Source organism: Novosphingobium sp. NFX11 (assembly GCF_057376415.1).
In genome coordinates this window covers 862331-884722 of sequence record NZ_CP080385.1, presented here as the reverse complement: position 1 = coordinate 884722, position 22392 = coordinate 862331, and the positions used below count along the sequence as shown (strand labels likewise).

At 64.1% G+C, this 22392-nt stretch carries 13 protein-coding genes and 6 pseudogenes; 9 read left to right on the top strand and 10 right to left on the bottom strand.

The window, feature by feature from the left end:
• Positions 1 to 52 precede the first annotated feature (52 nt).
• From KZO24_RS21825 to KZO24_RS21790, 8 genes and pseudogenes are all read left to right on the top strand, one after another.
• On the top strand, positions 53 to 1594 hold the full coding sequence (locus tag KZO24_RS21825) for a VIT domain-containing protein (protein ID WP_486487686.1): 1542 nt from the start codon (positions 53 to 55) through the stop codon (positions 1592 to 1594).
• A complete protein-coding gene (locus KZO24_RS21820) occupies positions 1533 to 2198 on the top strand; it encodes a hypothetical protein (RefSeq protein WP_486487685.1) in 666 nt (221 codons plus the stop codon). Before KZO24_RS21825 ends, KZO24_RS21820 begins: the two co-directional genes overlap by 62 nt.
• Positions 2195 to 2806 carry a class GN sortase gene (locus tag KZO24_RS21815; protein WP_486487684.1) on the top strand — a complete coding sequence of 204 codons (612 nt, stop codon included), beginning with the start codon at positions 2195 to 2197 and terminating at the stop codon, positions 2804 to 2806. Before KZO24_RS21820 ends, KZO24_RS21815 begins: the two co-directional genes overlap by 4 nt.
• 387 nt (positions 2807 to 3193) lie before the next feature.
• Positions 3194 to 6551, top strand: a pseudogene (locus KZO24_RS21810) (response regulator).
• 16 nt (positions 6552 to 6567) lie between these two features.
• A pseudogene (locus KZO24_RS21805) lies at positions 6568 to 7394 on the top strand (CheR family methyltransferase).
• Entirely contained in the window at positions 7391 to 7987 is a 597-nt protein-coding gene (locus KZO24_RS21800; RefSeq protein WP_285020541.1) for a chemotaxis protein CheB, read from the top strand. The pseudogene KZO24_RS21805 and the gene KZO24_RS21800 overlap by 4 nt, the downstream one beginning before the upstream one ends.
• Positions 7984 to 9129, top strand: a complete 1146-nt coding sequence (locus KZO24_RS21795) for a hybrid sensor histidine kinase/response regulator (RefSeq protein ID WP_486487683.1) — start codon at positions 7984 to 7986, stop codon at positions 9127 to 9129. Before KZO24_RS21800 ends, KZO24_RS21795 begins: the two co-directional genes overlap by 4 nt.
• A 954-nt stretch (positions 9130 to 10083) precedes the next feature.
• Positions 10084 to 10845 (top strand): annotated as a pseudogene (locus tag KZO24_RS21790) (IS5 family transposase).
• 227 nt (positions 10846 to 11072) lie between these two features.
• On the opposite strand, the gene KZO24_RS21785 reads toward KZO24_RS21790, so the two are convergent.
• The 4 genes and pseudogenes from KZO24_RS21785 to KZO24_RS21770 form a co-directional block, all read right to left on the bottom strand.
• Positions 11073 to 11774: a FadR/GntR family transcriptional regulator gene (locus KZO24_RS21785; RefSeq protein WP_486487682.1), complete on the bottom strand. Its 702-nt coding sequence runs from the start codon at positions 11772 to 11774 to the stop codon at positions 11073 to 11075.
• Entirely contained in the window at positions 11771 to 12550 is a 780-nt protein-coding gene (locus tag KZO24_RS21780; RefSeq protein WP_486487681.1) for a helix-turn-helix domain-containing protein, read from the bottom strand. The genes KZO24_RS21785 and KZO24_RS21780 overlap by 4 nt, the downstream gene beginning before the upstream one ends.
• Before the next feature lie 68 nt (positions 12551 to 12618).
• Complete coding sequence (locus tag KZO24_RS21775; protein ID WP_486487680.1) at positions 12619 to 13920, bottom strand: MFS transporter; 1302 nt, start codon at positions 13918 to 13920, stop codon at positions 12619 to 12621.
• Between the two features lie 3 nt (positions 13921 to 13923).
• Positions 13924 to 15242 (bottom strand): annotated as a pseudogene (locus KZO24_RS21770) (FAD-binding oxidoreductase).
• On the opposite strand from KZO24_RS21770, the gene KZO24_RS21765 reads away from it, so the two are divergent.
• Positions 15198 to 15329, top strand: a complete 132-nt coding sequence (locus tag KZO24_RS21765) for a hypothetical protein (protein WP_486487776.1) — start codon at positions 15198 to 15200, stop codon at positions 15327 to 15329. The pseudogene KZO24_RS21770 and the gene KZO24_RS21765 overlap by 45 nt on opposite strands.
• An 11-nt stretch (positions 15330 to 15340) precedes the next feature.
• On the opposite strand, the gene KZO24_RS21760 is transcribed toward KZO24_RS21765, so the two are convergent.
• The 6 genes and pseudogenes from KZO24_RS21760 to KZO24_RS21735 form a co-directional block, all read right to left on the bottom strand.
• Positions 15341 to 16753, bottom strand: a complete 1413-nt coding sequence (locus KZO24_RS21760) for a TonB-dependent receptor (protein WP_486487679.1) — start codon at positions 16751 to 16753, stop codon at positions 15341 to 15343.
• A gap of 325 nt (positions 16754 to 17078) precedes the next feature.
• Positions 17079 to 17429 (bottom strand): annotated as a pseudogene (locus KZO24_RS21755) (TonB-dependent receptor plug domain-containing protein); the annotation flags it as partial.
• Positions 17430 to 17733: 304 nt separating this feature from the next.
• Entirely contained in the window at positions 17734 to 18495 is a 762-nt protein-coding gene (locus KZO24_RS21750) for an SDR family NAD(P)-dependent oxidoreductase (RefSeq protein WP_486487678.1), read from the bottom strand.
• A gap of 97 nt (positions 18496 to 18592) precedes the next feature.
• Positions 18593 to 20158: pseudogene (locus tag KZO24_RS21745) on the bottom strand (carboxylesterase/lipase family protein); the annotation flags it as partial.
• 123 nt (positions 20159 to 20281) lie between these two features.
• Positions 20282 to 20788, bottom strand: coding sequence for a DNA-deoxyinosine glycosylase (locus KZO24_RS21740; RefSeq protein ID WP_486487677.1), 507 nt, complete (start codon positions 20786 to 20788; stop codon positions 20282 to 20284).
• Between the two features lie 28 nt (positions 20789 to 20816).
• Positions 20817 to 22256 (bottom strand): NAD-dependent succinate-semialdehyde dehydrogenase, encoded by a 1440-nt coding sequence (locus KZO24_RS21735; RefSeq protein ID WP_486487676.1) that lies wholly within the window; start codon positions 22254 to 22256, stop codon positions 20817 to 20819.
• Positions 22257 to 22392 lie beyond the last annotated feature (136 nt).

The window sequence follows — 22392 nt, the reverse complement described above, 5'->3', positions numbered from 1 at the left end:
GTGCACCGCCCTGCGCATAGAGGGTGGGCTCCCCAGTCGCAGGAGCCATCCGATGCCGCATTCACTCTCTCTCCGCCGCGCCCTGATCCCCGCCGCCGTGCTGGCCTTCGGGGCTCCCATTGCGCTTGCCGTTGACGCAACCACCGCGGCCGCTGCCGACGAGAGCGCATCCGACGACGCTTCGGGCGATGAGGGGCCCGCCACCGGCACCCTGATGCTGCGTGGCCAAGGCATCGTCCGGAGCATGTCCGCCGTGCGCCTCGGCACCGACATCGACGTGACCGTGACCGGTCAGACGGCCCGCGTGCGCGTGGTCCAGGCGTTCCGCAACACCTCGGGCAAGTGGATGGAGGCCAGCTACCTTTATCCACTGCCGCAGGACGGTGCGGTGGATTCGCTCAGGATGGTGGTAGGCCAGCGCGTGATCGTCGGCCACATAGAGCCCCGCGAAAAGGCCCGCGCCACTTACGAGGCGGCGAAAGCGAGCGGGCGCAAGGCCGGCCTCGTCGAGCAACAGCGACCCAACATGTTCACCACCATGGTCGCCAACGTCGGCCCGGGCGAAACGGTGCTGATCGCTATCGAGTACCAGGCCCCTGTAGGCCAGGCCAACGGCACCTTCTCGCTCCGACTGCCGCTGGTCGCCGGCCCGCGTTATACACCGCCGCACACGCTGGGCACGGTGGCTGCCGTCGCCGACGCCAATGCCGTCACCGCCGCACCGGTGCTCGCTCCGGGACTTGGAGAAACGGTCAACCCGACGTCGATTTCGGTCCGCCTCGCCCCCGGTTTCGAGGTCGCCAACCTCATCAGCCGCTACCACCGCGTCAATATCACCGGTCCACTCGGCGATCGCACGATCAAGCTGGACGGCAGTGTCCCGGCGGACCGGGACTTCGTTCTGGAATGGCGCTCCGCCTCCGCCGATCCGACACTTGGCCTGTTCGCGCAGCATACCGCCAGGGGCGATTACGTGATGGCCTCGGTGACCCCGCCCGCCGACACCTCCTCGCTGCCGACACCTCCGCGCGAGATGGTGTTCGTGATCGACAACAGCGGCTCGATGGGCGGCGATTCGATGGAAGAGGCCAAGGCCAGCCTGCTCCATGCGCTGGGTACGCTGCGACCGCAGGACCACTTCAACGTGATCCGCTTCGACGATACTATGACCCGGCTGTTCGACCACAGCGTCGCCGCCACGCCTGACCAGGTCGATCTCGCCCGGCGCTTCGCCGGATCGCTGGAGGCGCAGGGCGGAACGGAGATGCTGCCCGCGCTCAAGGCGGCGCTGGCGGATGCCGCGACCGGTGGCGGCAGCGATCCATCCATCCTGCGCCAGATCGTTTTCCTGACCGACGGGGAAATCTCCAACGAGCGCGAGATGGTAGCCGCGATCGGCGCCGATGGGGGCCGTAGCCATGTCTTCATGGTCGGTATAGGCTCGGCGCCAAACGACTACCTGATGGAGCGCATGTCGACGATCGGTGGGGGCTCTACACGCATATCGGCGCCTCGGGGAAGTCACCGCCAAGATGATGCCGCTGCTCGACGTGCTCAGTCATCCCGCAGTGCGCGACCTCTCCGTGCGGGTTGAAGGCGGTTCGCTCGAGCTCACCCCCTCGCGCCTTCCGGACGTCTATGCCGGCAGGCCGCTGGTGCTGGTGGGGCGTACCGACCACCTTTCGGGCACCCTGACCGTGAGCGGCACGATCGGCGGCAAGGCGTGGGAGCGACGTGTCGATCTGGCGAGCGCTCTGCCTAGCCCGGCCATAGAAAAAGTCTGGGCCCGCAGCCGCATCAGCCACATCGAGGCAGACCGCGCGCTCGGCAAACTGGAAGACGAACAGGCCGATGCCGAAGTCGAACGGATCGGCATGGAAAGCGGTATCGTCACCAGTCGCACCAGCCTCGTCGCGGTTGACGAGACACCGTCTCGCCCCGCCGGCGCCCGTCTGACGCGTGAGGAATTGCCGATCAACCTGCCGGCGGGCTGGGACTTCGACACTCTCTTCGGCCAGGGCGCTGCTCCGGACGTCGCTGATCCACAAGGTTCGGGCGATAGCGCCGCGATGCAGGCTGCGGCGCTGGACCTGCCCCAGACAGGCACCGGTTTTCTCGGTCTGCTCGGCCGGGGCCTGGCCCTCCTGCTCGCGAGCCTTGCCGGTTTCGCCTGCCTGCTGCGCCGGAGGGCGGCGTGAGCCGCGCCGGCAAGCTTGCGCGCCGTTCGAAAGAGGCCCTTTGCAGGCACGGCGTCGCGGCGACCCTGTTGCTGGCGTTATGCCTGGGCGGAATGGTCGAAATCGGCAGGGGGCTGTACATACCCGCCAAGGCAGCGGTCGCACAAGCACTGCTGGACCATGCCTTCGAGGCGAGTCTTGTCGACCACCGGCCCCGCAGGCCCTGGCCCTGGGCCGATACCGCGCCGGTCGCGCGCCTATCTGTTGCAAGGCTGGGCGTGACGCGCGTCGTTCTCGGCGGAGGATCGGGCCAAGCCCTCGCTTTCGGCCCGACGCTGCTCCCGGCCGGGGCAATGCCAGGGCACGCCGGCACCGCCGTTATAGCCGCTCATCGCGACACCCATTTCAGATTTCTGCATGACATGCGCACAGGTGATTTTGTCACCCTTCAGACGCGCGAGGGGACGCTGCTGCGCTACCGAGTGACCGGTACGAGCATCGTGCGGTGGGACCGCTATGCTCCGCCGGATGATTCAATGGGCGAACGGCTTGACCTTGCGACCTGCTATCCTTTCGACGCGATCCGCAGCGGTCCCTGGCGCTATGTTGTCCATACCGAGTCGCTGTAAATGCCTTCCTTCCCGTACCGTTTACACCTCGCGACCCAGATTTGATCGCCGAGCGTCTCATAAGGGATCGGCCATGGGAACGGCTGCCAAGCGCAGGTCGGCCTGGAAGCTGTGGTACGCCTCCGCTGACGGTCGCCTGGCAACGTGAGCGAGGGACGGGCCTTAAAGTCGCACTTGCTAGCGAACTTGTGAGCGGTCTGTTTGCGGGCGGCGTCACGGTTTTCGGCGCAGGACGTGATCTGCGCCCCCTTTCGAAGTGAAGAAGTGCTTGCTCCAGCTACACAATCAACGCAAGCGAAGGCTTTCCTGGGTTCTTGTTGTGGACGCTACATGAGATTCAATCCTGCCCGCATCGAGGCCCGTTATGACCATGGATCGCGCCGGGGGATGGACCCTTGGACAATGCTTGGTCTGGCGATGGCTGTCGTTTTCTTTATCGGCAGCGGCAGCGTCGCTTACATGAATGTGACTGTGCTGCGCGACGATATGCGCAAGATCGTTCATTCACACGAAGTCATCGTCGGGATGAACGATCTCACGTCCTCCATGCAGGATGCCGAAACCGGGCAGCGGGGGTATCTCCTGACTGGAAACGAGAGGTATCTCGCTCCCTATCGTGCGGCCCTGTCCGACATCGATGCCCGCTTCGCGACGATTGCGACCTTGACCCGGGACAATCCCGATCAGCAGGCTCGTGTTGCGCCGCTGCGCGCTCGCATCGATGGCAAGCTGGCTGAACTGAAGGAAACGATCGCACTCCGGCAGTCCGGCGGCGCCGCGCAGGCGCTGGCGATCGTCAACAGCGATCGCGGCAAGATCGAGATGGACGAGCTGCGCGCGCAGCTGGGTGTCATGAAGCAGGAGGAAATCCGCCTGCGCACCGAGCGCATCGCCGAGATGGAGCAGGCGTACCGCTCGGCGTGGGTGAGCGGATTGCTTTCCAGCCTGCTGGGGATCGCGCTGACCCTGATCATCGGCCTGCTGATGTACCGCTCCGCCGTTGCCAATCGCAAGCGGCAGTGGCTACAGACTGGTCAGGTCGAGATGGCCGCCGCCTTGCTTGGTGATCAGCCGATCGACACGCTGGGGGATGGCATTCTCGGTTTCCTCGTCCGCTATCTTGGGGCGCAGGCCGGCGCCGTGTTCTCGTCCGAGAACGGACATTTCCGCCGCGTCGCCGCTTACGGAGTGGCGCCTGATGCCCAGATCATCGAGCGGTTCAATCGCAAGCAGGGATTGCTCGGCCAGGTTGCGGTGGACGGCGAGCCGGTGGTGCTCAGCGACATTCCCGACGGCTATCTGACGATCGGTTCTTCGCTTGGGAATGACAAGCCGCGCCACCTGGTCATTGCTCCTGCCAGCGCTGACGGTTCGGTCCAGGGTGTTATCGAACTTGGCTTTCTCCAGCGGGTGGATGAGGACGTACTGGCGTTTCTTGCCGAAGCGTCCAGTTCGATGGGCAGTGCGATCCGCTCGGCCCGCTACCGATCTCAGCTTCAGCATCACGCCGAGGAACTGCAGGTGCAAAGCGAGGAACTTCGGGTTTCCAACGAGGAACTGGAGGAGCAGGGACGCGCGCTCAAGGAATCCCAGGCCAGCCTCGAGCAGCAGCAGGTGGAACTGGAGCAGACCAACTCGCAGCTCGAAGAGCAGGCGCAGCTGCTTGAGAACCAGCGCGACGATCTCGCCAGCTCGAACGCAGCGGTCGAGGCCAAGGCGGCCGAGCTGGAACAAGCAAGCCGCTACAAGAGTGACTTCCTGGCAAACATGAGCCACGAACTGCGCACTCCGCTCAATTCGCTGCTGATTCTCTCGAAGTTGCTGGGCGATAACCGCAGCGAGAATCTGACCGATGAACAGGTCCAGTTCGCCCGGACCATCAGAATCCGCAGGCAACGACCTGCTGGCGCTCATCAATGATATTCTCGACCTTTCGAAAATTGAGGCCGGGCATCTCCAGATCCGTCCGGAAGCCGTGCTCGTCGAACGGTTCGCGCGGGACTTACGCCCGGTATTCGAACCGGTGGCGGCAGATCGCGGCCTTGGCTTCTCGGTCACGGTAGACCCCGCTGTGCCCGGCGAAATCGAAACGGATCGCCAGCGTCTCGAGCAGATTCTCAAAAACCTGCTCTCCAATGCCTTCAAGTTCACCGAGCGCGGGTCTGTCACGCTGGAGATCGCGCTCGCCGGGCAGGGGCAGGTCTCTTTCACAGTGGTCGATACCGGCATCGGCATACCGCATGAGCAGCAGAAGGGCATCTTCGAAGCTTTCCGGCAAGCTGACGGAACCATCAGCCGCAAATTTGGCGGTACTGGTCTCGGACTGTCGATTTCGCGCGAACTGGCGCGGCTGCTCGGCGGCTCCATTGCCCTGACCAGTATCGTTGGCGAAGGCAGCCGCTTCACGCTGACTATCCCGCTGACCTTCGATCCGGCTCGGCTTGCGGAAGTGTCCTTGCCGGTGCCAGCCGCCGCGCCCCAGCCCAGTTCGCCGCAGCCGCGTGCCGTACCGATCGTGAGGCAGGTTGAGGACGATCGCGAGGTGCTCGGCGCCGGACAGCGGGTTTTGCTTGTAGTGGAGGACGACGCGGCATTCGCGGGAATCGTGCGCGACATGTCGCGCGAGATGGGCTTCCAGTGTCTTGTCACCGGAACGGCCGAAGAAGCACTGAACCTTGCCCGCAAGTTCAAGCCTCATGCGGTCGTGCTTGACGTGGGATTGCCCGATCAATCAGGCCTCGCCCTGCTCGACCGCTTGAAGCAAGACGTCGAGACGCGGCACATTCCGGTTCACGTGGTTTCGGGCAGTGATCATACCCAGACCGCTCTGGCGCTCGGGGCGATCGGCTACCTGGTCAAGCCGGTGAAGCGCGAGGAACTGGCGGGCGTGCTGGAGGCGCTGGCCGCCAAGCTTTCCTCCGATGTGCAGCGGGTTCTGATTGTCGAGGACGATGCGGTGCAGCGCGACGCCGTCAGCCGTTTGCTGGCTACCGGCGATGTAGAGACAGTTGGCGTCGCCAGCGCTGCCGAATGCCTTGCGGCGCTGCGCGAGACGACCTTCGACTGCATGGTCCTCGACCTCAATTTGCCTGATGCCAGTGGGTTCAGCCTCTTGGAAACACTCAGCAAGGAAGGTGCGTACGCCTTCCCGCCCGTGATCGTCTATACCGGACATGATTTGTCGCCCGAGGATGAGCAGCGGCTGCGGCGCTATTCCGACTCCATCATCATCAAGGGCGCGCGCTCACCTGAACGGCTGCTCGACGAGGTTTCGCTGTTCCTCCATCAGGTCGTGACGGACTTGCCGGCCGAGCAGCAGACGATGATCCGCGCGGCCCGTAATCGTGATGCGATCCTGGAAGGGCGGCGAATTCTGGTCGTCGAGGACGATGTGCGCAACGTATTTTCCCTCACCAACATCCTCGAGCCGCAAGGCGCCAGCGTGGAGATCGCCCGCAATGGCCAAGAGGCGCTCGACGCGCTCGATGCCTCGGCATCCGAGCCTGCCAAGCGCATTGACCTCGTGCTGATGGACGTGATGATGCCGGTAATGGACGGGCTTACCGCTACTCGCGCGTTGCGGCAGGATCCCCGCTGGTCAAAGCTGCCGATCATCGCCTTGACCGCCAAGGCGATGCCGGACGACCAGGAACGGTGCATCGAGGCCGGCGCCAACGACTACATGGCAAAGCCGCTGGAAGTCGACAAGCTGCTCAGCCTGGTGCGCGTATGGATGCCGCGGTGAGCATGAGGTCATGCTGATGGACGCGGATAAAATAGAGGATATCGAAATCCGCCTCCTGCTGGAGGCCATCTATCGCCGCTACCACTACGATTTTCGTAATTACGCTCAGGCGTCCATCAGGCGGCGCCTGCGCCAGGCACGCGAGCGCATGGGGTTTGCCACCTTCTCAGCGTTGCAGGACAAGCTACTCCACGATCCTGCCCTGGCCGCGCAAGTTCTGCGCTTCCTGACTGTGCAGGTCAGCGATTTCTTTCGCGATCCCAGCTATTTCAAGGCGCTGCGCGAGAAGGTCGTGCCACACTTGCGCACTTATCCCTCGCTCAAGGTATGGATCGCGGGCTGCAGCGCAGGCGAGGAACTGCACTCGCTTACCATCCTGTTCCGCGAGGAGGGGCTGGAGAAGCGCACATTGTTCTACGCAACCGATATCAATTCCGAAGCGCTGGAAGCCGCCGAGCGCGGCATCTATCCGCTCGAGCGGATCAAGGCTTTCACCGAAAACCACCGGCTTTCAGGAGGGCGATCGTCGCTCTCCGACTATTACACGACCGGATACGGAGGGGCAGTGTTCGATAAGTCCCTGCGCGAGCGGGTGGTGTTCTCGGACCACAGCTTGGTTACCGACGCGGTCTTCTCCGAAATGCACCTGATTTCCTGCCGCAACGTGATGATCTACTTCGACCGAGCGCTACAGGATCGCGCTGTTGGCTTGTTCCGCGACTCGCTGACCCGCAACGGGTTCCTCGGGCTGGGCTCGAAGGATCCTTGCGATTTTCAGCCCACTCGGCCGATTTTGCAGATTTCGTTCGCGAAGAGAAAATCTACCAGCGGCGAAAAGCATGAGAGTTGCCTCTGCCTCCGCGGCCATTGTGATCGGCGCCTCGGCTGGCGCGATTCAGGCACTGCTTCACATCCTGCCGGTGCTGCCCGGCGACTTCGCCCTGCCGATTATCGTGGTTGTCCACGTGCCTCCGGGACGCCGCAGCGAACTGGCCGCGCTCTTCGATGTCAAGTGCCAGGTTGCGGTTCGTGAGGCTGAGGACAAAGAGCCGATCACGGCGGGTACGATCTACTTTGCTCCGCCGGACTACCACCTGCTTGTCGAACGGACCGAAGGTTCAAGCCAAACGCTGTCGCTGTCCACAGACGCACCGGTCTTCTTTTCTCGGCCATCGATTGATGTCCTGTTTGAGAGCGCAGCCGAAGCATATGGTTCCGACTTGATAGCAATGGTGCTGACCGGCGCCAACGAAGACGGTGCGCGGGGCCTTAAGGCGGTGGCGGAAGCGGGCGGACAGGTCTATGTGCAGGACCCCCAGACCGCTTATGCCCGGGCGATGCCAGATGCCGCGCTGGCCGCTTGCGGCAGCGCCCACGTGCTCTCGCTGTCGCAGATCGCTGATCGCCTCCTCGAGGCCGGAAGGAAAGCGGCATGAACATGAGTGATCACGTTCCTGTTCTCTTGGTCGACGACCTTCCCGCCAATCTGACGGCGCTCGAAGCTTTGCTCACAGACGAAAATATAACAGTTCTCAAGGCTCGATCAGGTACAGAAGCACTAGAGTTGCTACTCGCGCACGACTTTGCCGTTGCGCTTCTCGATGTGCAGATGCCCGAGATGAACGGCTTCCAACTCGCGGAACTGATGCGTGGCATGCAGCGAACACGCCATGTTCCTATCATCTTCGTGACAGCGGGCGCAGCTGATACGCATCGACGTTTCCAGGGTTACGAGGCAGGTGCGGTCGACTTCATCTCCAAACCGATCGAACCGCATGTTCTGCGTAGCAAGGTGCGCGTTCTGTGCGATCTTCATCGGCAACGGCAACAGATAGCGGCCCAGCGCGATGAACTGGCGGCGTCCGCGGCCGCGCTTCGCGAGGCCGATCGCGCGAAGGATCGGTTTCTTGCCGTACTTGCTCACGAACTGCGCAACCCGGTCGCAGCGCTCATGGGGGCGGTGGAGCTTCTTGGGCGTCCGCGTTCCGCGGATCAGGCGGGTATCATCCATGCCAGAATGGAGCGTACGGTGTCCCACCTCACGCGACTGGTGGAAGATTTGCTCGACGTCTCCCGCATCACCGAAGGCAAAATGATTTTGAAAATTCAACGGATTGCGCTGGCAGACGCCTTGAGCTTCGCAGTTGAAAGCAGCCAGCACCACATGGAGGCTGGGAATCATCACCTGACCGTCGTGCTGCCCGAGGAACCCGTTTGGTTTGACGGCGACTATTCCCGGGTTGCCCAGATCGTCGCAAATTTGCTCGGAAACGCAGCGAAGTACACCCCGCCTGGTGGCGCCATCAAGCTATCGGCCCGCACCATCGGCGGCGAGATAGTCATTGAGGTTGCAGACAATGGCATGGGCATACCGGCCGATATGAAGGCGCGCATTTTCGAGGCTTTCGCGCAAGTGGAGGATCATCGCGCCTATGCGCAAGGGGGACTAGGCATCGGTCTTGCTCTCGTGCACCGACTGGTGACCTTGCATGGCGGCAGCGTCTCTGTCGAAAGCGAAGGCCAGGGACAAGGAAGCGTCTTTACGGTTCGGTTGGTTCAAGTCGAAGGCGGAGAATAGCCGCGACTGAGGCGGTGCGTGTTTTCCGAGCCAGATGCCAAAGGTCTGCATGTTCGGTTCGATGATCAGGGGTTGGAAATGGATTTCTAGCGACACGCCCCTTGAGCGTACCGTTCGATCTCGCGCGGAGCGGGCAATTCACAAACATCAAGCATCTGCGTCTGCAGCTCAAAAAAGGGCTGCCTGGACGTCGTCAATCAAGAAGCAGCTGGGACAGTTGATGTGCTGCAGCAGGCGTAATGCCGCCGTCAATTAAAGCTGCACTGACTTGCGCCCGGTGGAGTCGAACAGGCGAATTTTTGAAGGGTTTCTCAGCAGGGTTGGGCAAGGACGACAATTATCATCTTTGCAATTGCTGTCGCGATCGTGGCTACGAGTGCCCGGCTCGCAGAGCCGCCGAGATCCGATCACGTTGCCGTCAAAAAGGCTGCTGCGGACTGATGCCGTGGCAGGAACCCTTTTCGCCGAAGTACGATCCAGGAAAATCGACTGCCTCGGTGAATGGAGCGCAGTTGGGGCACAGCGCCGCTATCGTAGCCGCCACAATGTACCTCTTCCGGTGGAAGAGTCCGACGAGTGAGGAAGTCTTATGACCACGAATAGGGTCGGATTTTCACGTGCAGGATCGGCGCGGCGCGCAAGACTAGAATTTGAGGTGGTTTTAGAAGTAGCGTACTATTACATACGTGAGCTACGACGTCTGAAGGCTTGCCGAAATAAAGCAGCTTTACAAAGCGAGTGCCGAAAAGCCCTAACATCGAATTGACCTTCAGTAACGCGGCCAGGTTTGAAGTCGCGATGTGCCCGAGTGCTCCGCTGCCTACCGCGCATCCGTTCGATCCACCCACCCAATCCCCACTTCGCCGCGCTTGAGGTGATCTAGGTTCAGGGACCTATTAAATTGGTTGCGAGGATGGGATAGGTTGGTTCAATGGTTGCGTGAGAGACGTCGCCATGAGTGATCTGCTCTGGCTGTCGGAGGCGCAGAAGCGCCGGATCGAGCCGTATTTCCCGCTGTCGCACAGCGTGCCACGGGTCGATGATCGTCGGATCATCAGTGGTATTATCTTCGTGATCAGGAATGGCCTGGGATGGCGCGATGTGCCCGCTGACTATGGACCTCCCAAGACGATCTATAACCGCTTCATCCGGTGGAGCAGGTTTGGCGTATTCGACAAGATCTTCGCGGCTCTTTCGGCCAAAGGCGGCAAGCCCGACCAGTCGATGATCGACGCGCCCCATCTCAAGGCGCATCGTAGGGTAGCCTGCCTGCTCAAAAAGGGGCTGTTCCCCGACGTATCGGACGCACCAAAGGCGGTCTGAAACTCGGAGATCCATGCCGTCTGCGACGGTCAGGGAAGACCGCTGGTCATGCTGCTGAGCGAAGGATAGATGAGCGACTATGAAGGCGCTGCCCTGATGCTCGACGCCCTGCCCAAAGCCAATGCACTGCTCGGGGATCGAGGCTACGATGCCGAATGGTTTCGCAAGGCGCTCGCGGAGCGCGGCATCACCGCCTGCATCCCGTCAAAGAGAAACCGGAAGGCACCGATCCCGCGCGATGCCGTGCTCTATCGCCAGCGACACAGGATCGAGAACATGTTCCGCACGCTTAAGGATTGGCGGCGCATTCATACTCGATACGAACGCTGTGCCCACACCTTCATGTCCGGCATCTGCATCGCTGCAACCGTCATCTTCTGTCTCAATCAATGAGTCCTGACGGTAGGCCTATTCGTTTCGATAAAGCTGCCGATGATCGGTTTTGCGTCCTCTTGCTGCTGATTGGCTACTTTCGATCGTACGGTGAGTGGTGCCGCCTGCTATCAGGGAAGCGCAAAAATGCGGTTTGGCAGTCTTGCCCATTCGCTGGTGAGTTTGCTTCGTCGCAGTTGTTACTGAGAAATTCGTTTGACGACGTTGGAATATAGGTTCCTGTAAAGTTACCAGGCCAGGTTATCGCCGATCGAGGCATCGAAATGGGCTTCCATGGCTGCAATCGCTTCTGAAGCCTGCTTATCGACAATGGCCTCCGCAATGCGCCGGTGCAGCGAGAGGATCGCCATCTTCTCGGCCTGCGCATGGCGGGTTTCCCATGCGCGCGGAACGGCAATTTCCATTTGCGGCGCAAAGGAACGGACGATCTGGGCAAAGAGCATGTTTCCGGTCGATGCCGCGAGGACCTGATGGAATTGCGTGTCATGCGCGGTCATCAGCGCCATGTCTGCCTGATCCCGGACCATAGCATCCGCAAGAGCCAGGATTTGCCTGGCCTGTTCGTCGCTGCGGCGCTCTGCCGCAAGGGCGGCTATGCGGACTTCGAGCGTGCGCCGGACATCCCAAACTTCGGCCACGCTGATCTGTGACGTGGTCACCGCGTGGTCCAGCGAGGCGCCGATCACCGATCCGTCGATCGCGCCGACCCGCGCCCGGCGACCATTGCCGACGTCGAGCAGTCGTAGAGCCGCCAAGGCGCCGAACGCTTCGCGCATGACCGCGCGACTGACGCCCAGCGCCGCGGCGAAATGGCCTTCGCCGGGCAGGCTGTCACCCACTTTCAGGTTGTGATCGCGGATATGGCTGCGCACTGCCTGCACCGCGTGCTCCACCAGCGAGCCGCCGCTTTCGACAGGGCGCGTGCTCATGCCGCGAGGCTCCGCGCGCGGAACCGGGTGGGGACTTCGCCGAAGTGCCGCACGAAGGCGCGGGTGAAGCTGGCATTGTTGAGATAGCCGCAGCGATAGCCGATAGAGGATACCGGCAGGTCGGTCGCCAGCAGCATCTGTCGCGCTTCGCCAAGGCGCTGGCCGGAGATGGCGTCTGCCACGGTGCAGTCGAACATCTCGCGGAAGCCCCGCGTCAGCTTGCCGCGATTGAGGCCCGAGGCGCGGGCGATCATGTCCAGCGTCAGCTTCTCGGCCCAGCGCTCGTCGATCACCCGCCGCGCTGCCAGCAGGCGCTGGGTGTCTTCGGGAGACAGCGCGCCATCCGCGCTCATCGGCACCAGCGCATCGGCGCCGTGCGCGCGCAGCAGGTCGCACAGCAGTTCGATGCTCTTCGCCAGCCGATAGGGCGTGGCCGCCGCTTCCGGCAGATCGCAGTCGCGGATTGCTAGCGCGATGGTACGGAGTGCGACGGGGACGTGGAACAGTGCATGGTCGGAAAAGCGCAGGGGACCGCCAGCGATCCGCTCGCACGCATTGCGCGAGACCAGCAGGATCAGGCGGGCTTCGACCTCGCTGTCGAGCAGGCGGACACTGGGTCTGGAAAGGTAGCGCAGGCTGGCGCCCCTGCCCTTCGTGCCGAACGTAATGACCAACCCGACCGCGCGCGGTGGCGGGCCGATCCGGCCGACCTTGCCGGGGCCTACGAGTGTGAGCATCTCGGGTGAAACCTCGATCGCAGCCATCTGGCCTCGCATGCGGGCAGCCTCTCGTTTTGTTTTTCGGGAGAAAGTTTAACCTATCTGATAGCTGTTGGCAATAGCTATCAGATAGGTTCGCGGGTCGCCGAAAGTGGGGCGTGGCGCCTGGCCTGCGCGAAGGCCAGCGCCGAGATCACGCTGACGCCTACACCGACGATGGCCAGCGCCTGGCCGAGATGCGGCTCGCCGCCTAGCAGGCCGCTGACCGCAGTGACCAGCGAAGGAGCGACACCGAAGCCGACGAGGCCGGCAAGCGCGATGAACGCGCCGATGCACAGGCCGCGCAGCTCGTTGGGGATCAATACCGTCAATGCCACCGAGGTTATGAGCCCGGTGATCGTCCCGCACAGCATCAGCATGCCGATGGCGAGCGCGAAGAGCGGAACGGTGGGCGCGACGGGAAACAGCGCGGCGGGCACGCCGATCGCCGCCGCCACGACCGCGCCGGTCAGAAGGCCGCCGCGCCGGGCGCTCTTGTGACCGAAGTCAGCCGCGATGCCGCCCAGGATCGAGCCTGCCACGCCGGTCGCGAAGATCAGCGCGCCCATCCACCCGGCAAAGTCCTGCGGGGCAAGGCCGTAGCTGCGCGAAAGGACGGGCGAGGCCCAGATCGCGGCGGCGGCATCGGCCATCACCACGCCGACCTGCCCCACGAACAGCGGTATCAGGAACGCGCGGCGGGCCCACAGTTCACCCGCAACGACGCGCAAGGGCGCATGCGTGCTGGCCATCACCTCCTGCCGTGCGGGTTCGCGCAAGGTCAGCAGCGGCAGGGTAAGCGCCAGGCTGATCGCGGCCAGCAGGACATGCGTGCTCCGCCACGGTGCCAGACCGGAAAGACCGGGCAGCGACGCGTGAAGCAGCAGGCCGAGCAGCCAGCCCGCCAGCGCGAAGGCACCGGCCTGGCCCAGACATTTGCCCAGGGTGACGACCAGCATCGCCCGACCGCGCTGGGCGGGGCCGCACCAGTCTGCGGTCAGCGAGAGCGCGGCGGTCAGCGCGCCGGTGGTGCCGATACCCGCCAGCATGCGCGCGGCGAACAGCACGGGAATGCTGTGCGCCAAGGCGGTCAGCAGCGTCCCAGCAGTCCAGATCAGGCTCAGTGCGATCAGAAGGCGGACCCGGTTGCGGCGATCGACGAGGATGCCGATGGGGATCGAGAACAGCACCAGCGGCACCGCCGCCGACACGCCCTGCACGACGCCCAGCGTAGTATCGCTGAGGCCCATTTCCGCCTTGGCGCCTTCCTGCACCATGCTGAACGAGCCCATCATCGTGAAGCCCGCGGCCATCGCGATAGCCAGGATCAGCAGCGGGACCAGGCGGCTGGAGAAAGTGGGAGCGGCGGGTAGGGCGATGCTTGCCACCGATCAGCCCTCCTTCGCGAAGATCTTGCCCGGATTGAACAGGTCGTGCGGGTCGATCGCCTGCTTGATGAGGCGCATCAGGCGTACCGCGTCACCCAGCTCCTCGACCAGCCAATCCTGCTTCCCAAGGCCGATGCCGTGTTCCCCGGTGCAGGTGCCGTCCATGGCCAGCGCCCGGCGCACGAGGCGTTCGTTGATCGCTTCCACCTCGACCATTTCCTCGGGCACGGTGGGATCGACCGAGAAGACGACGTGGAAGTTGCCGTCGCCGACATGGCCCAGGATCGTGCCGGGGACGCTGGAGGTCTCCAGATCCTGCTTGGTTTCGGTGATGCACTGCGCGAGGCGGCTGATCGGCACGCAGACGTCCGTCGCCCAGCCGACCGCGCCGGGACGCAGGTTGACGGCGGCGTAGTAGGCCTCGTGCCGGGCCTTCCACAGTTTCGAGCGTTCTTCGGGCAGGTTCGACCAGCGGAACTGGCCGCCGCCGTTCATTCCGGCGATCTCCTCCACCGTTCGAACCTGCTCCTCCACATAAGTTTGCGACCCGTGGAACTCGAAGAAGAGCGTCGTCAGCTCGGGATAGTCGAGCTTGGACCAGCGGTTGACGGCGCGCATCTGCGTGTCGTCGAGAATTTCCACTCGCGCCAGCGGCACACCGATCTGGATCGCCTGCACCACCGTATCGACCGCGCCTTCCAGCGTCTCGAAGCTGCAGACTGCGGACGATATCGCTTCCGGGATGCCGTGGAGGCGCAGGGTCACTTCGGTGATGATGCCCAGCGTTCCCTCGCTGCCGATCATCAGGCGGGTGAGATCGTACCCGGCCGCCGACTTGCGGGCGCGGCGGCTGGTGCGGATGTCCTTGCCGTCGGGCGTCACCACCCGCAACGACAGGATCGCCTCGCGCATGGTGCCGTAGCGCACCGCGTTGGTGCCCGAGGCACGGGTGGCCGCCATGCCGCCGATGGTTGCGTTGGCGCCCGGATCGATCGGGAAGAACAGGCCCATGTCGCGCAAGTGCTCGTTGAGCTGTTCGCGCCGTACCCCGGCCTGCACCGTGCAGTCGAAGTCCTCGGCATGGACTTCGAGGATCGCGTCCATCCGGCTGAGGTCCACCGTCACCCCGCCGCGCACGGGGATGGTGTTGCCCTCGATCGAGGTGCCCGCGCCGAAGGGAATGACGGGCACCTGCGCCGCGCCGCACAGCTTGACCAGCGAGACCACTTCCTCGGTCGAGAGGGGAAGACCACCGCATCGGGCAGGCTTGGCGTGAAGTGCGCCTCGCTGCTGCCGTGCTGCAGGCGGATCGCCTCGCCCATCTGCAGGCGATCGCCGAACAGGCTGCGCAGCGCCGTCAGGAAACCTTCGGGCAGAGGCTTGCGCGGCTGCGGGGTGTAGTGGGCTGACATGGTGTCCCTCAGAAACGGAAGCTGGCGCGCACGCCGTAGCGGCGAAGGTCGCCGATGATGCCGAGGTCGGACGCGGGCAGCCCGGCAAGCGCCAGCGTCGTCTTCTCGATGTAGCTGTCGAAATACTTCTTGTTGAACAGGTTGTTGCCGAACACCGCGAGTTCGACATTGCCCATGCGGTAGGTGATCGAGCCGTTGGCGAGGACGTAGCTCTTGAGGATCGTCGGCGTCGTCTGGTTGAGGCTGGCGGCCGAGCGGCTGCCCTTGCCGTTGACGCTGGCGCTGAAGGTGAGGCTGTTTTCACCGACCGGCACGACGTAATCGCTCGACAGGTTGAACATCCAGTCGGGCTGGAAGGTCAGACGGTCGGTCGCCAGGGTGCGGCCGGTGACGGCGGTGTAAGGCGAACTGTCGGTCAGGCGGGCATGCATATAAGTGGCGCCGCCCGAGAGAGTCCATTCCGGCACCGGCTTGAAAGTGGCCTCCACTTCGGCGCCGTAGCTTTCGACGTCGCCCGAGTTGAGATCGACGGTGACGAGCCCGCCGGTCGAAGCCGGGGCGATCGAGTTGAGGCCGATGTAGTTCTTGTAATCGGAATAGAACACGTCGCCCGCAAGGGTGAAGCTGCGATCTGCCGAGGCGTACTTGGCGCCCACTTCGTAAGTCCAGGCGGAGTCGCCTTTGTAGACGCGCACCGGGGCCGTCACCGCGTTGAAGCCGCCGCCGCGATAGCCGCGCGCGACCGAGGCGTACGTCATGAACTCCTTGTTCCAGTGCCGCGTCACCGAAAGGCGCGGCTCGACCTGGTTGGACTTCAGGCCGACGCTGGTGGGCGTGCCGCCATTGACACGGCCGGTCGCGGAGCGGTCCTCGTGATCGTAGCGCAGGCCGAGCGCGACTTCCCAGTCAGGGCTCGGCTTCCAGAATGCGGTGCCGAAGGCGGCGTAGGTATCGGCCTTGGTCGAATTCTGCGCGCGGTTGTTGAGGCTGAGGCCGATCAGCGGGATGGCGATGTTGGTCAGCTGGTCGGAGCGGGTCGTCTCGCGGCTGTAGAAGAGACCGAAGAGCGTGGAGAACTGGTCGCTCAATTCGGTGTCGAAGCGCAGTTCCACGGTCTTGGTGCGCAGTGCATCGGTGCCGCCCTGCCGCACGGCGGGGATCGGCAGGGCAGGGTCGCTCGGGCCGAAATCGCCATCGGTGTCGGGCGCGCTGGTGTTGCGCAGATCGTAGGCGGCGAGCAGCGAGACCTTGGTGTTCAGCGCCTCGATCGGGGTTTCGATGCGGGCATTGATGCCGCGATAGCGGTACGTGGTGGTGCCGAGGCTGTCGAACTGGTTGTCGCGCGAATAGTCGGTCGGGCCGGTGACGCGGGCGTAGGGCACGTTGGCGCCCTTCACCCAGTCGTAGTAGCCGTTGATCACGATCGTCAGGTCTTCGGTGGGCGTGGCGCGGATGGTGGTGCTGACCGAGATCGGTGTTCAGCCTGTTGGCCTTGCCGCCGATCTGGGTGTTGTTGATGAAACCGTCCTGCTGGCGGTGCGAGGCGCCCACGCGGATCGCCAGCTTGTCGGTGACGATCGGCGCCGAGACGGAGCCGGACACCAGCCAGGCATTGTCCGGCCCGGCATAGCTGGCCTGTCCGCGCGCCTCGAAATCGTTGCCGGGCTGGCGGGTGATGACGTTGATCGCGCCGCCCAGCGTGTTCTTGCCGTACAGCGTGCCCTGTGGTCCGCGCAGCACCTCGATCCGCTCCACGTCGAGCAGCGGGTTGTTGAGATAGGCCGTGTTGGGACGATAGATGCCGTCCACGAACAGGCCCACGCCCGGCTGGACAGACTGCACCAGCGTCACGCCGACACCGCGGATCGACACGAAGGCGCGGCCCGCGCCGTCGCTGCTGATGTTGAGGCCCGGCGTCAGCACGGCGGCCTCGCGCACCGAATTGATGTTGCGTTTGGCCAGTGCATCGCCGCTGACAGCGGTGACGGCGACGGGAACATCGAGCAGCGTCTCCGTGCGCTTGCGGGCGGTGACGACGATCTCGGGCGCGGTTTCAGCGGCGGCAGATACCGCGGCAGGCGCGGCGCTTTGCGCCATCGCCGGGCCAGAGGCGGTAACTGCGGCCAGGAACGAAACACCGGCGAGCAGGCAGATCCGTGATTTCATAGTTCTCTCCCGACGCCGCTCTCTCGGGTACGTGCCCGGGGAGTCGGCGTTGCAACCTATATGACAGGTCTAACCTATCTGAAAGGTTAAGCGAGGGGATTCGGATGTGCCGTTCGGCGCGTTGAATTGACCGATCGGATCATCATGCCGACGTCATTGCGAGCGCAGCGAAGCAATCCAGGGCAGTGTGGAACCGCTCTGGATTGCTTCGCTGCGCTCGCAATGACGGATGGGATTACCAGCAGGTATAGCCGCCATCTGCCAGCACGATGCTGCCGGTCATCAGGCTCGCGGCATCGGAGGCGAGGAAGGCCACGACCGAGGCCACTTCCTCCGGCTCGCCCAGTCGCGCCATCGGGGTGGAATCGATCCAGCGGCGGTACATTGCGCCCTGCTTGTCGGCGAATTCGTTGAGCGGGGTGCGGATATAGGTGGGCGCGACCGCGTTCACCCGCACGCCCCGGTCGGCCCATTCGGCAGCAAGGCTGCGCGTCAGCTGGTGCACCGCCGCCTTCGAGGCGTTGTAGTAGCTTTGCCCCTGCGGCCGATTGACAATGAAGCCGCTCATCGACCCGACGTTGACGATGCTGCCGCGCCCCGCCTCCAGCATGTGCCGCCCGAAGGCGCGCGCGCACCAGAAAGTGCCGTTGAGGTTGACGTCGATGACGTTCAGCCAGTGCTCGTCTGCCACCGTCTCGGCGGCGGTTTCGCTGCGGGCGATGCCGGCGTTGTTGACGAGGATGTCGATGGCACCGAGCCGGTCGGCCACTGCGGTTACACGGGCGGAATCGGTAACGTCCATCACCGCGCCCTCGCAGGCATGGCCCTTGTCCGCCATCGCCGCGCGGGCGGTCGCGATCGCCGCTTCGGAAAGATCGGCGATGACGACCTGCGCTCCCATTTCCGCCAGCGCCTCCACGCACGCCAGGCCGATGCCGCTGGCCCCGCCGGTGACGAGCGCACGGCGACCATCCAGCTTCAGTCGTTCGAGATACATGGGGTGCTCCGTCAGGGAAGGAAGGGCGCGATCGGGAAGGGGCCTCCTCGATCGCCTCGCCGCGCCCCAGTTGGTAGACATGGCGCTGCTCGCGGGTGAATTCGGGCCAGGGCAGGGTGCCATCGCGGGCGAAATCGACCCAGATGCGATGAACCCGGTCGGCCAGTTCCTGCGGCGGCGCTTCGCCGCACAGCCCTTCGGGTCCGGTGGCGGCGGCCAGCGTGTCGAATACGAAAGGCAACTCCATCGCATGCGCCGCGCCGAGGCCACCCGAGCCGGGCTTGGCGAACAGGGGCGAACCCCACTCGAATTCGTACATATGCGTGCGGCCGCGATGCTCCTCGGCGAAGCGGCGCGCCGGCCAGCGGAACACCAGGTCGTGCGCGGCATCGGTGAAGGCATGGCCGGGCTTCACGCCCTTGCTCCCCATGCCGTAAGCCTTGAGGAGCTTGCGCGCACGCGGATGGACGCGGTGGAATACGTAGGTCGCCAGCAGTCGCCCGATCGTCTCGCGCACACCGGTGGGAATGAAGTAGAGGTTCATCTCCTGCGCATTGGTGCCGATCAGCAGATCGATCTCCGCCCCCGCACCCGCCTGCAGCGCATCGAGCGGCTTCAGCGGCAGCACGTCGTCGCCATGCACGGGAACGAAGCGGCTGATGCCGAACACCGGCTCGTGCCCTTCGGCATCGCGCAAATCGAGCCGGGTCTTGGGCAGGCTGACCGTCTCGACCGCATCGAGCAGGCGCTCGCTCGGCTCCACGCTGCGGAAACCGGCTTCGTTGGGCGTAATCTTCAGCAGCTTCGCGAGCTTGCGCACCAGCCGCTGGGCGACGCCGATGTCGCGGGTCATGCGGCCATGCCCGCTTTGTACGATCGCGCGGCGGAACAGTCCCTTGGCGAGCGGCGAGGTGACGAGATCGGCGATCGCCATGGCCCCGGCGGATTCGCCGAACACGGTGACATTGGCCGGATCGCCGCCGAACGCGGCGGCATTGCCGCGCACCCATTCGAGCGCGGCGATTATGTCGCGCAGGCCGAGGTTCGTGGGGACACCCGGGATCGGCAGGAAGCCGTCGACACCCATGCGATAATTGATGGCGATGCATACCACGCCGTCCCGCGCGAAGGCGCTGCCGTCCTGCACCGGCGCGTCCTTGCTGCCGAGGATGAAGCCGCCGCCGTGGATGAACACAATCACGGGCAGGCCGGGGCGCAGGTCGGCCGGGGCCCATACGTTCAGTGTGAGGTAGTCGTCACCGGGCTGCCAGCCGTTTCCGATAAGCGCCTTGACGTCGAGCCCAGGCATTGCCTTCACTCGCTGCGGCGCGTTTGCGCCCTGCTCAAGCGCTTTACGCGGGCGCTCCCAAGGTTCCGCCTTGCGTGGCGGCGCAAAGCGAAGTGGGCCGACGGGCGGAGCGGCGTAAGGCACGCTCAGGAATGCGGCGACCTCACCGGCTATCCGTCCCAGAAGTCTGCCTGAGGCAATCTCGACTTCCAATTCCAAGGTGCTTCTCCGCGAAAGGCTCGATCGTTTGAAGGGAATCGAACGTACATTGCCGCGTCCCCGTGTGCAGCCGCGTTCGGCTATGCCGATCGGATCATTCCATTGACCGCAATGAATCTTTGCCCGCAGAGGTTTTCGCGCTGAATTGTCGAGCATCCAGTTGCACGCGAAGTCGCGCACAGCCGCTCCATGCGGGGCTCAAACTTCGATAAATCGATAGCGTATTTGCGTAAAATGTAAGCTTGAGAATCGCAGGGCCGTCAAACGCTCAAACCCGAACTAGCCAAGGAAATTATAGATCTCGCGCCATGCAGCGAGCTTCCCGGTGCGCGGAATGCCCGCGTGTGCCGCACTGGATGATGGCAGGTCGATGAACTGGAGACTGGCGGGATAGCCGACCTGCCGGCGGCCATGCCGGGCCGCCAGCCCGCCATTGAACGCGATCGCCTGCAACTGCGGCAAACTCGCTGCGAACCCGGGCACGTCACGGGGGCTCGCATCCCGAATTGCACTGTCCAGGCTTCCCGTCCGCCGACCGCTGCCAATGACGTCCCACAGGCCAATGCCGCGATCGAGCAGCCGTGACAGCCGCATCGAATAAGGCGCCCCCAACAAGCCGGGATCGCCAAGCACCTCGCCCATCAGCCACCAGAACGCATTGCTTGGATGGGCATAGTACTCCCCGGCACCAAGCGACCGGTCACCGGGGAGACTGCCGAGTATCAGCACGCGGGTACGCCTGTCGACAACCGGCGCGAAAGCGCGCTTCGGGATGTCGTCTGTCATCGACCGGATTTCTTCGGCCCCTGCCTGCTCAGCCGTTGGCGACCACGACGCTGCGGGTGTTGAGGTAATTGTCCATCGCCTCGGGCCCGCCTTCGGTGCCATATCCGGAGTCCTTGATGCCGCCGAACGGCAGCTCGGCCGACGCTGCCGCGCCGGTGTTGACCCATAGCATGCCCACTTCCACGCGGCGGGTGAGCAGATCGACGTTGGCAAGGCTGCCCGTGAAGGCATAGCCCGCAAGTCCGAACGACAAGCGGTTGGCTTCGGCGATTGCTTCCTCCAGCTTGTCGAACCCACGCACACCCGCGACCGGGCCGAAGGGCTCGTCGTTGAACAGCCGGGCATCGAGCGGCACGTCGGAGAGTACCGTCGGCGCCCAGAAGTTGCCGGTCTCACCGATGCGTCCGCCGCCCGCCAGCAGCGCTGCGCCGCGCGCCACCGCGTCTTCCTGGAACTCGGCCATGGCGGTCAGGCGACGCTCGTTGGCGAGCGGGCCCATCTGCGTGCCCTCGGCCAGTCCGTCACCGACCGCGATACCCTTGGCGAGTTCGGCAAGGCTCTGCGCGAAGCGGTCCTTGACGCTGTTGTGCACCAGGAAGCGCGTGGGCGAGATGCACACCTGTCCGGCATTGCGGAACTTGGCCGCGCCGACTGTCTTCACGGCAAGCGCGATGTCGGCGTCTTCGCAGATGATGACCGGCGCATGGCCGCCCAGTTCCATCGAAACCCGCTTCATGTGCCTGCCAGCCAGACCTGCGAGCAGCTTGCCGACCGGTGTCGAGCCGGTGAAGGTGATCTTGCGGATGATCGGGCTTGCGATCAGGTACTCCGAAATCTCCGCCGGATCGCCGAACACGAGGTTCAGCACGCCTTCGGGAAGCCCCGCATCCTGGAAGGCGCGGATCAGTTCGGCCGGACTGGCTGGCGTTTCCTCAGGTGCCTTCACGATCAGGGAGCAGCCCGCGGCGAGGCCTGCCGCAATCTTTCGGACGACCTGGTTGATCGGGAAATTCCACGGCGTGAAGGCGGCGACGGGACCGACCGGATCCTTTACCACCGTCTGGCGGACGGAGGGATTGCTGCGATGCGGCACCACGCGGCCATAGACGCGGAAACCCTCCTCCGCGAACCAGTCGATGATGTCGGCGGCGGCCATCGCCTCGCCCTTTGCCTCGATCAGCGGCTTGCCTTGTTCCTGCGTGAGCAGGCGGGCGATGGTGTCGGCACGCTCGCGCATGAACTGGGCCGCCTGCCGCATGATCTTGCTGCGCGCGGCGGGCGTGAAATCGCGCCAGACTTCGAAGCCGCGCTGCGCGGCGGCCAGCGCTGCATCGAGGTCGGCCCGGCTCGCATGGGCGACGCGGCCGATCTCTTCACCATTGGCGGGATTAAGGACTGCCAGGGATCGACCGTCGGCAGCGTCCCGCCAGGTGCCGTCGATGAACAGGCGGGTATCCAGATAGGCCATGCAATGCGTCTCCGTTGCGCCATACCGGCCGCGCGTCCGGGCGGACGGCACCGAGATGGCGGGGCACCGCGCATATTGTGGCAGGGTCGGCGATCCGCAACCGCTGGCAGTCAGCTTTCCGCCCCTAAAGCACCCA

Coding starts and splice junctions, on each gene's coding strand:
- KZO24_RS21735 (WP_486487676.1), bottom strand. CDS start 22,256: ATGGCCTATCTGGATACCCGCCTGTTCATCGACGGCACCTGGCGGGAC.
- KZO24_RS21785 (WP_486487682.1), bottom strand. CDS start 11,774: ATGAGCACGCGCCCTGTCGAAAGCGGCGGCTCGCTGGTGGAGCACGCG.
- KZO24_RS21750 (WP_486487678.1), bottom strand. CDS start 18,495: ATGTATCTCGAACGACTGAAGCTGGATGGTCGCCGTGCGCTCGTCACC.
- KZO24_RS21740 (WP_486487677.1), bottom strand. CDS start 20,788: ATGACAGACGACATCCCGAAGCGCGCTTTCGCGCCGGTTGTCGACAGG.
- KZO24_RS21800 (WP_285020541.1), top strand. CDS start 7,391: ATGAGAGTTGCCTCTGCCTCCGCGGCCATTGTGATCGGCGCCTCGGCT.
- KZO24_RS21780 (WP_486487681.1), bottom strand. CDS start 12,550: ATGCGAGGCCAGATGGCTGCGATCGAGGTTTCACCCGAGATGCTCACA.
- KZO24_RS21825 (WP_486487686.1), top strand. CDS start 53: ATGCCGCATTCACTCTCTCTCCGCCGCGCCCTGATCCCCGCCGCCGTG.
- KZO24_RS21795 (WP_486487683.1), top strand. CDS start 7,984: ATGAACATGAGTGATCACGTTCCTGTTCTCTTGGTCGACGACCTTCCC.
- KZO24_RS21820 (WP_486487685.1), top strand. CDS start 1,533: ATGATGCCGCTGCTCGACGTGCTCAGTCATCCCGCAGTGCGCGACCTC.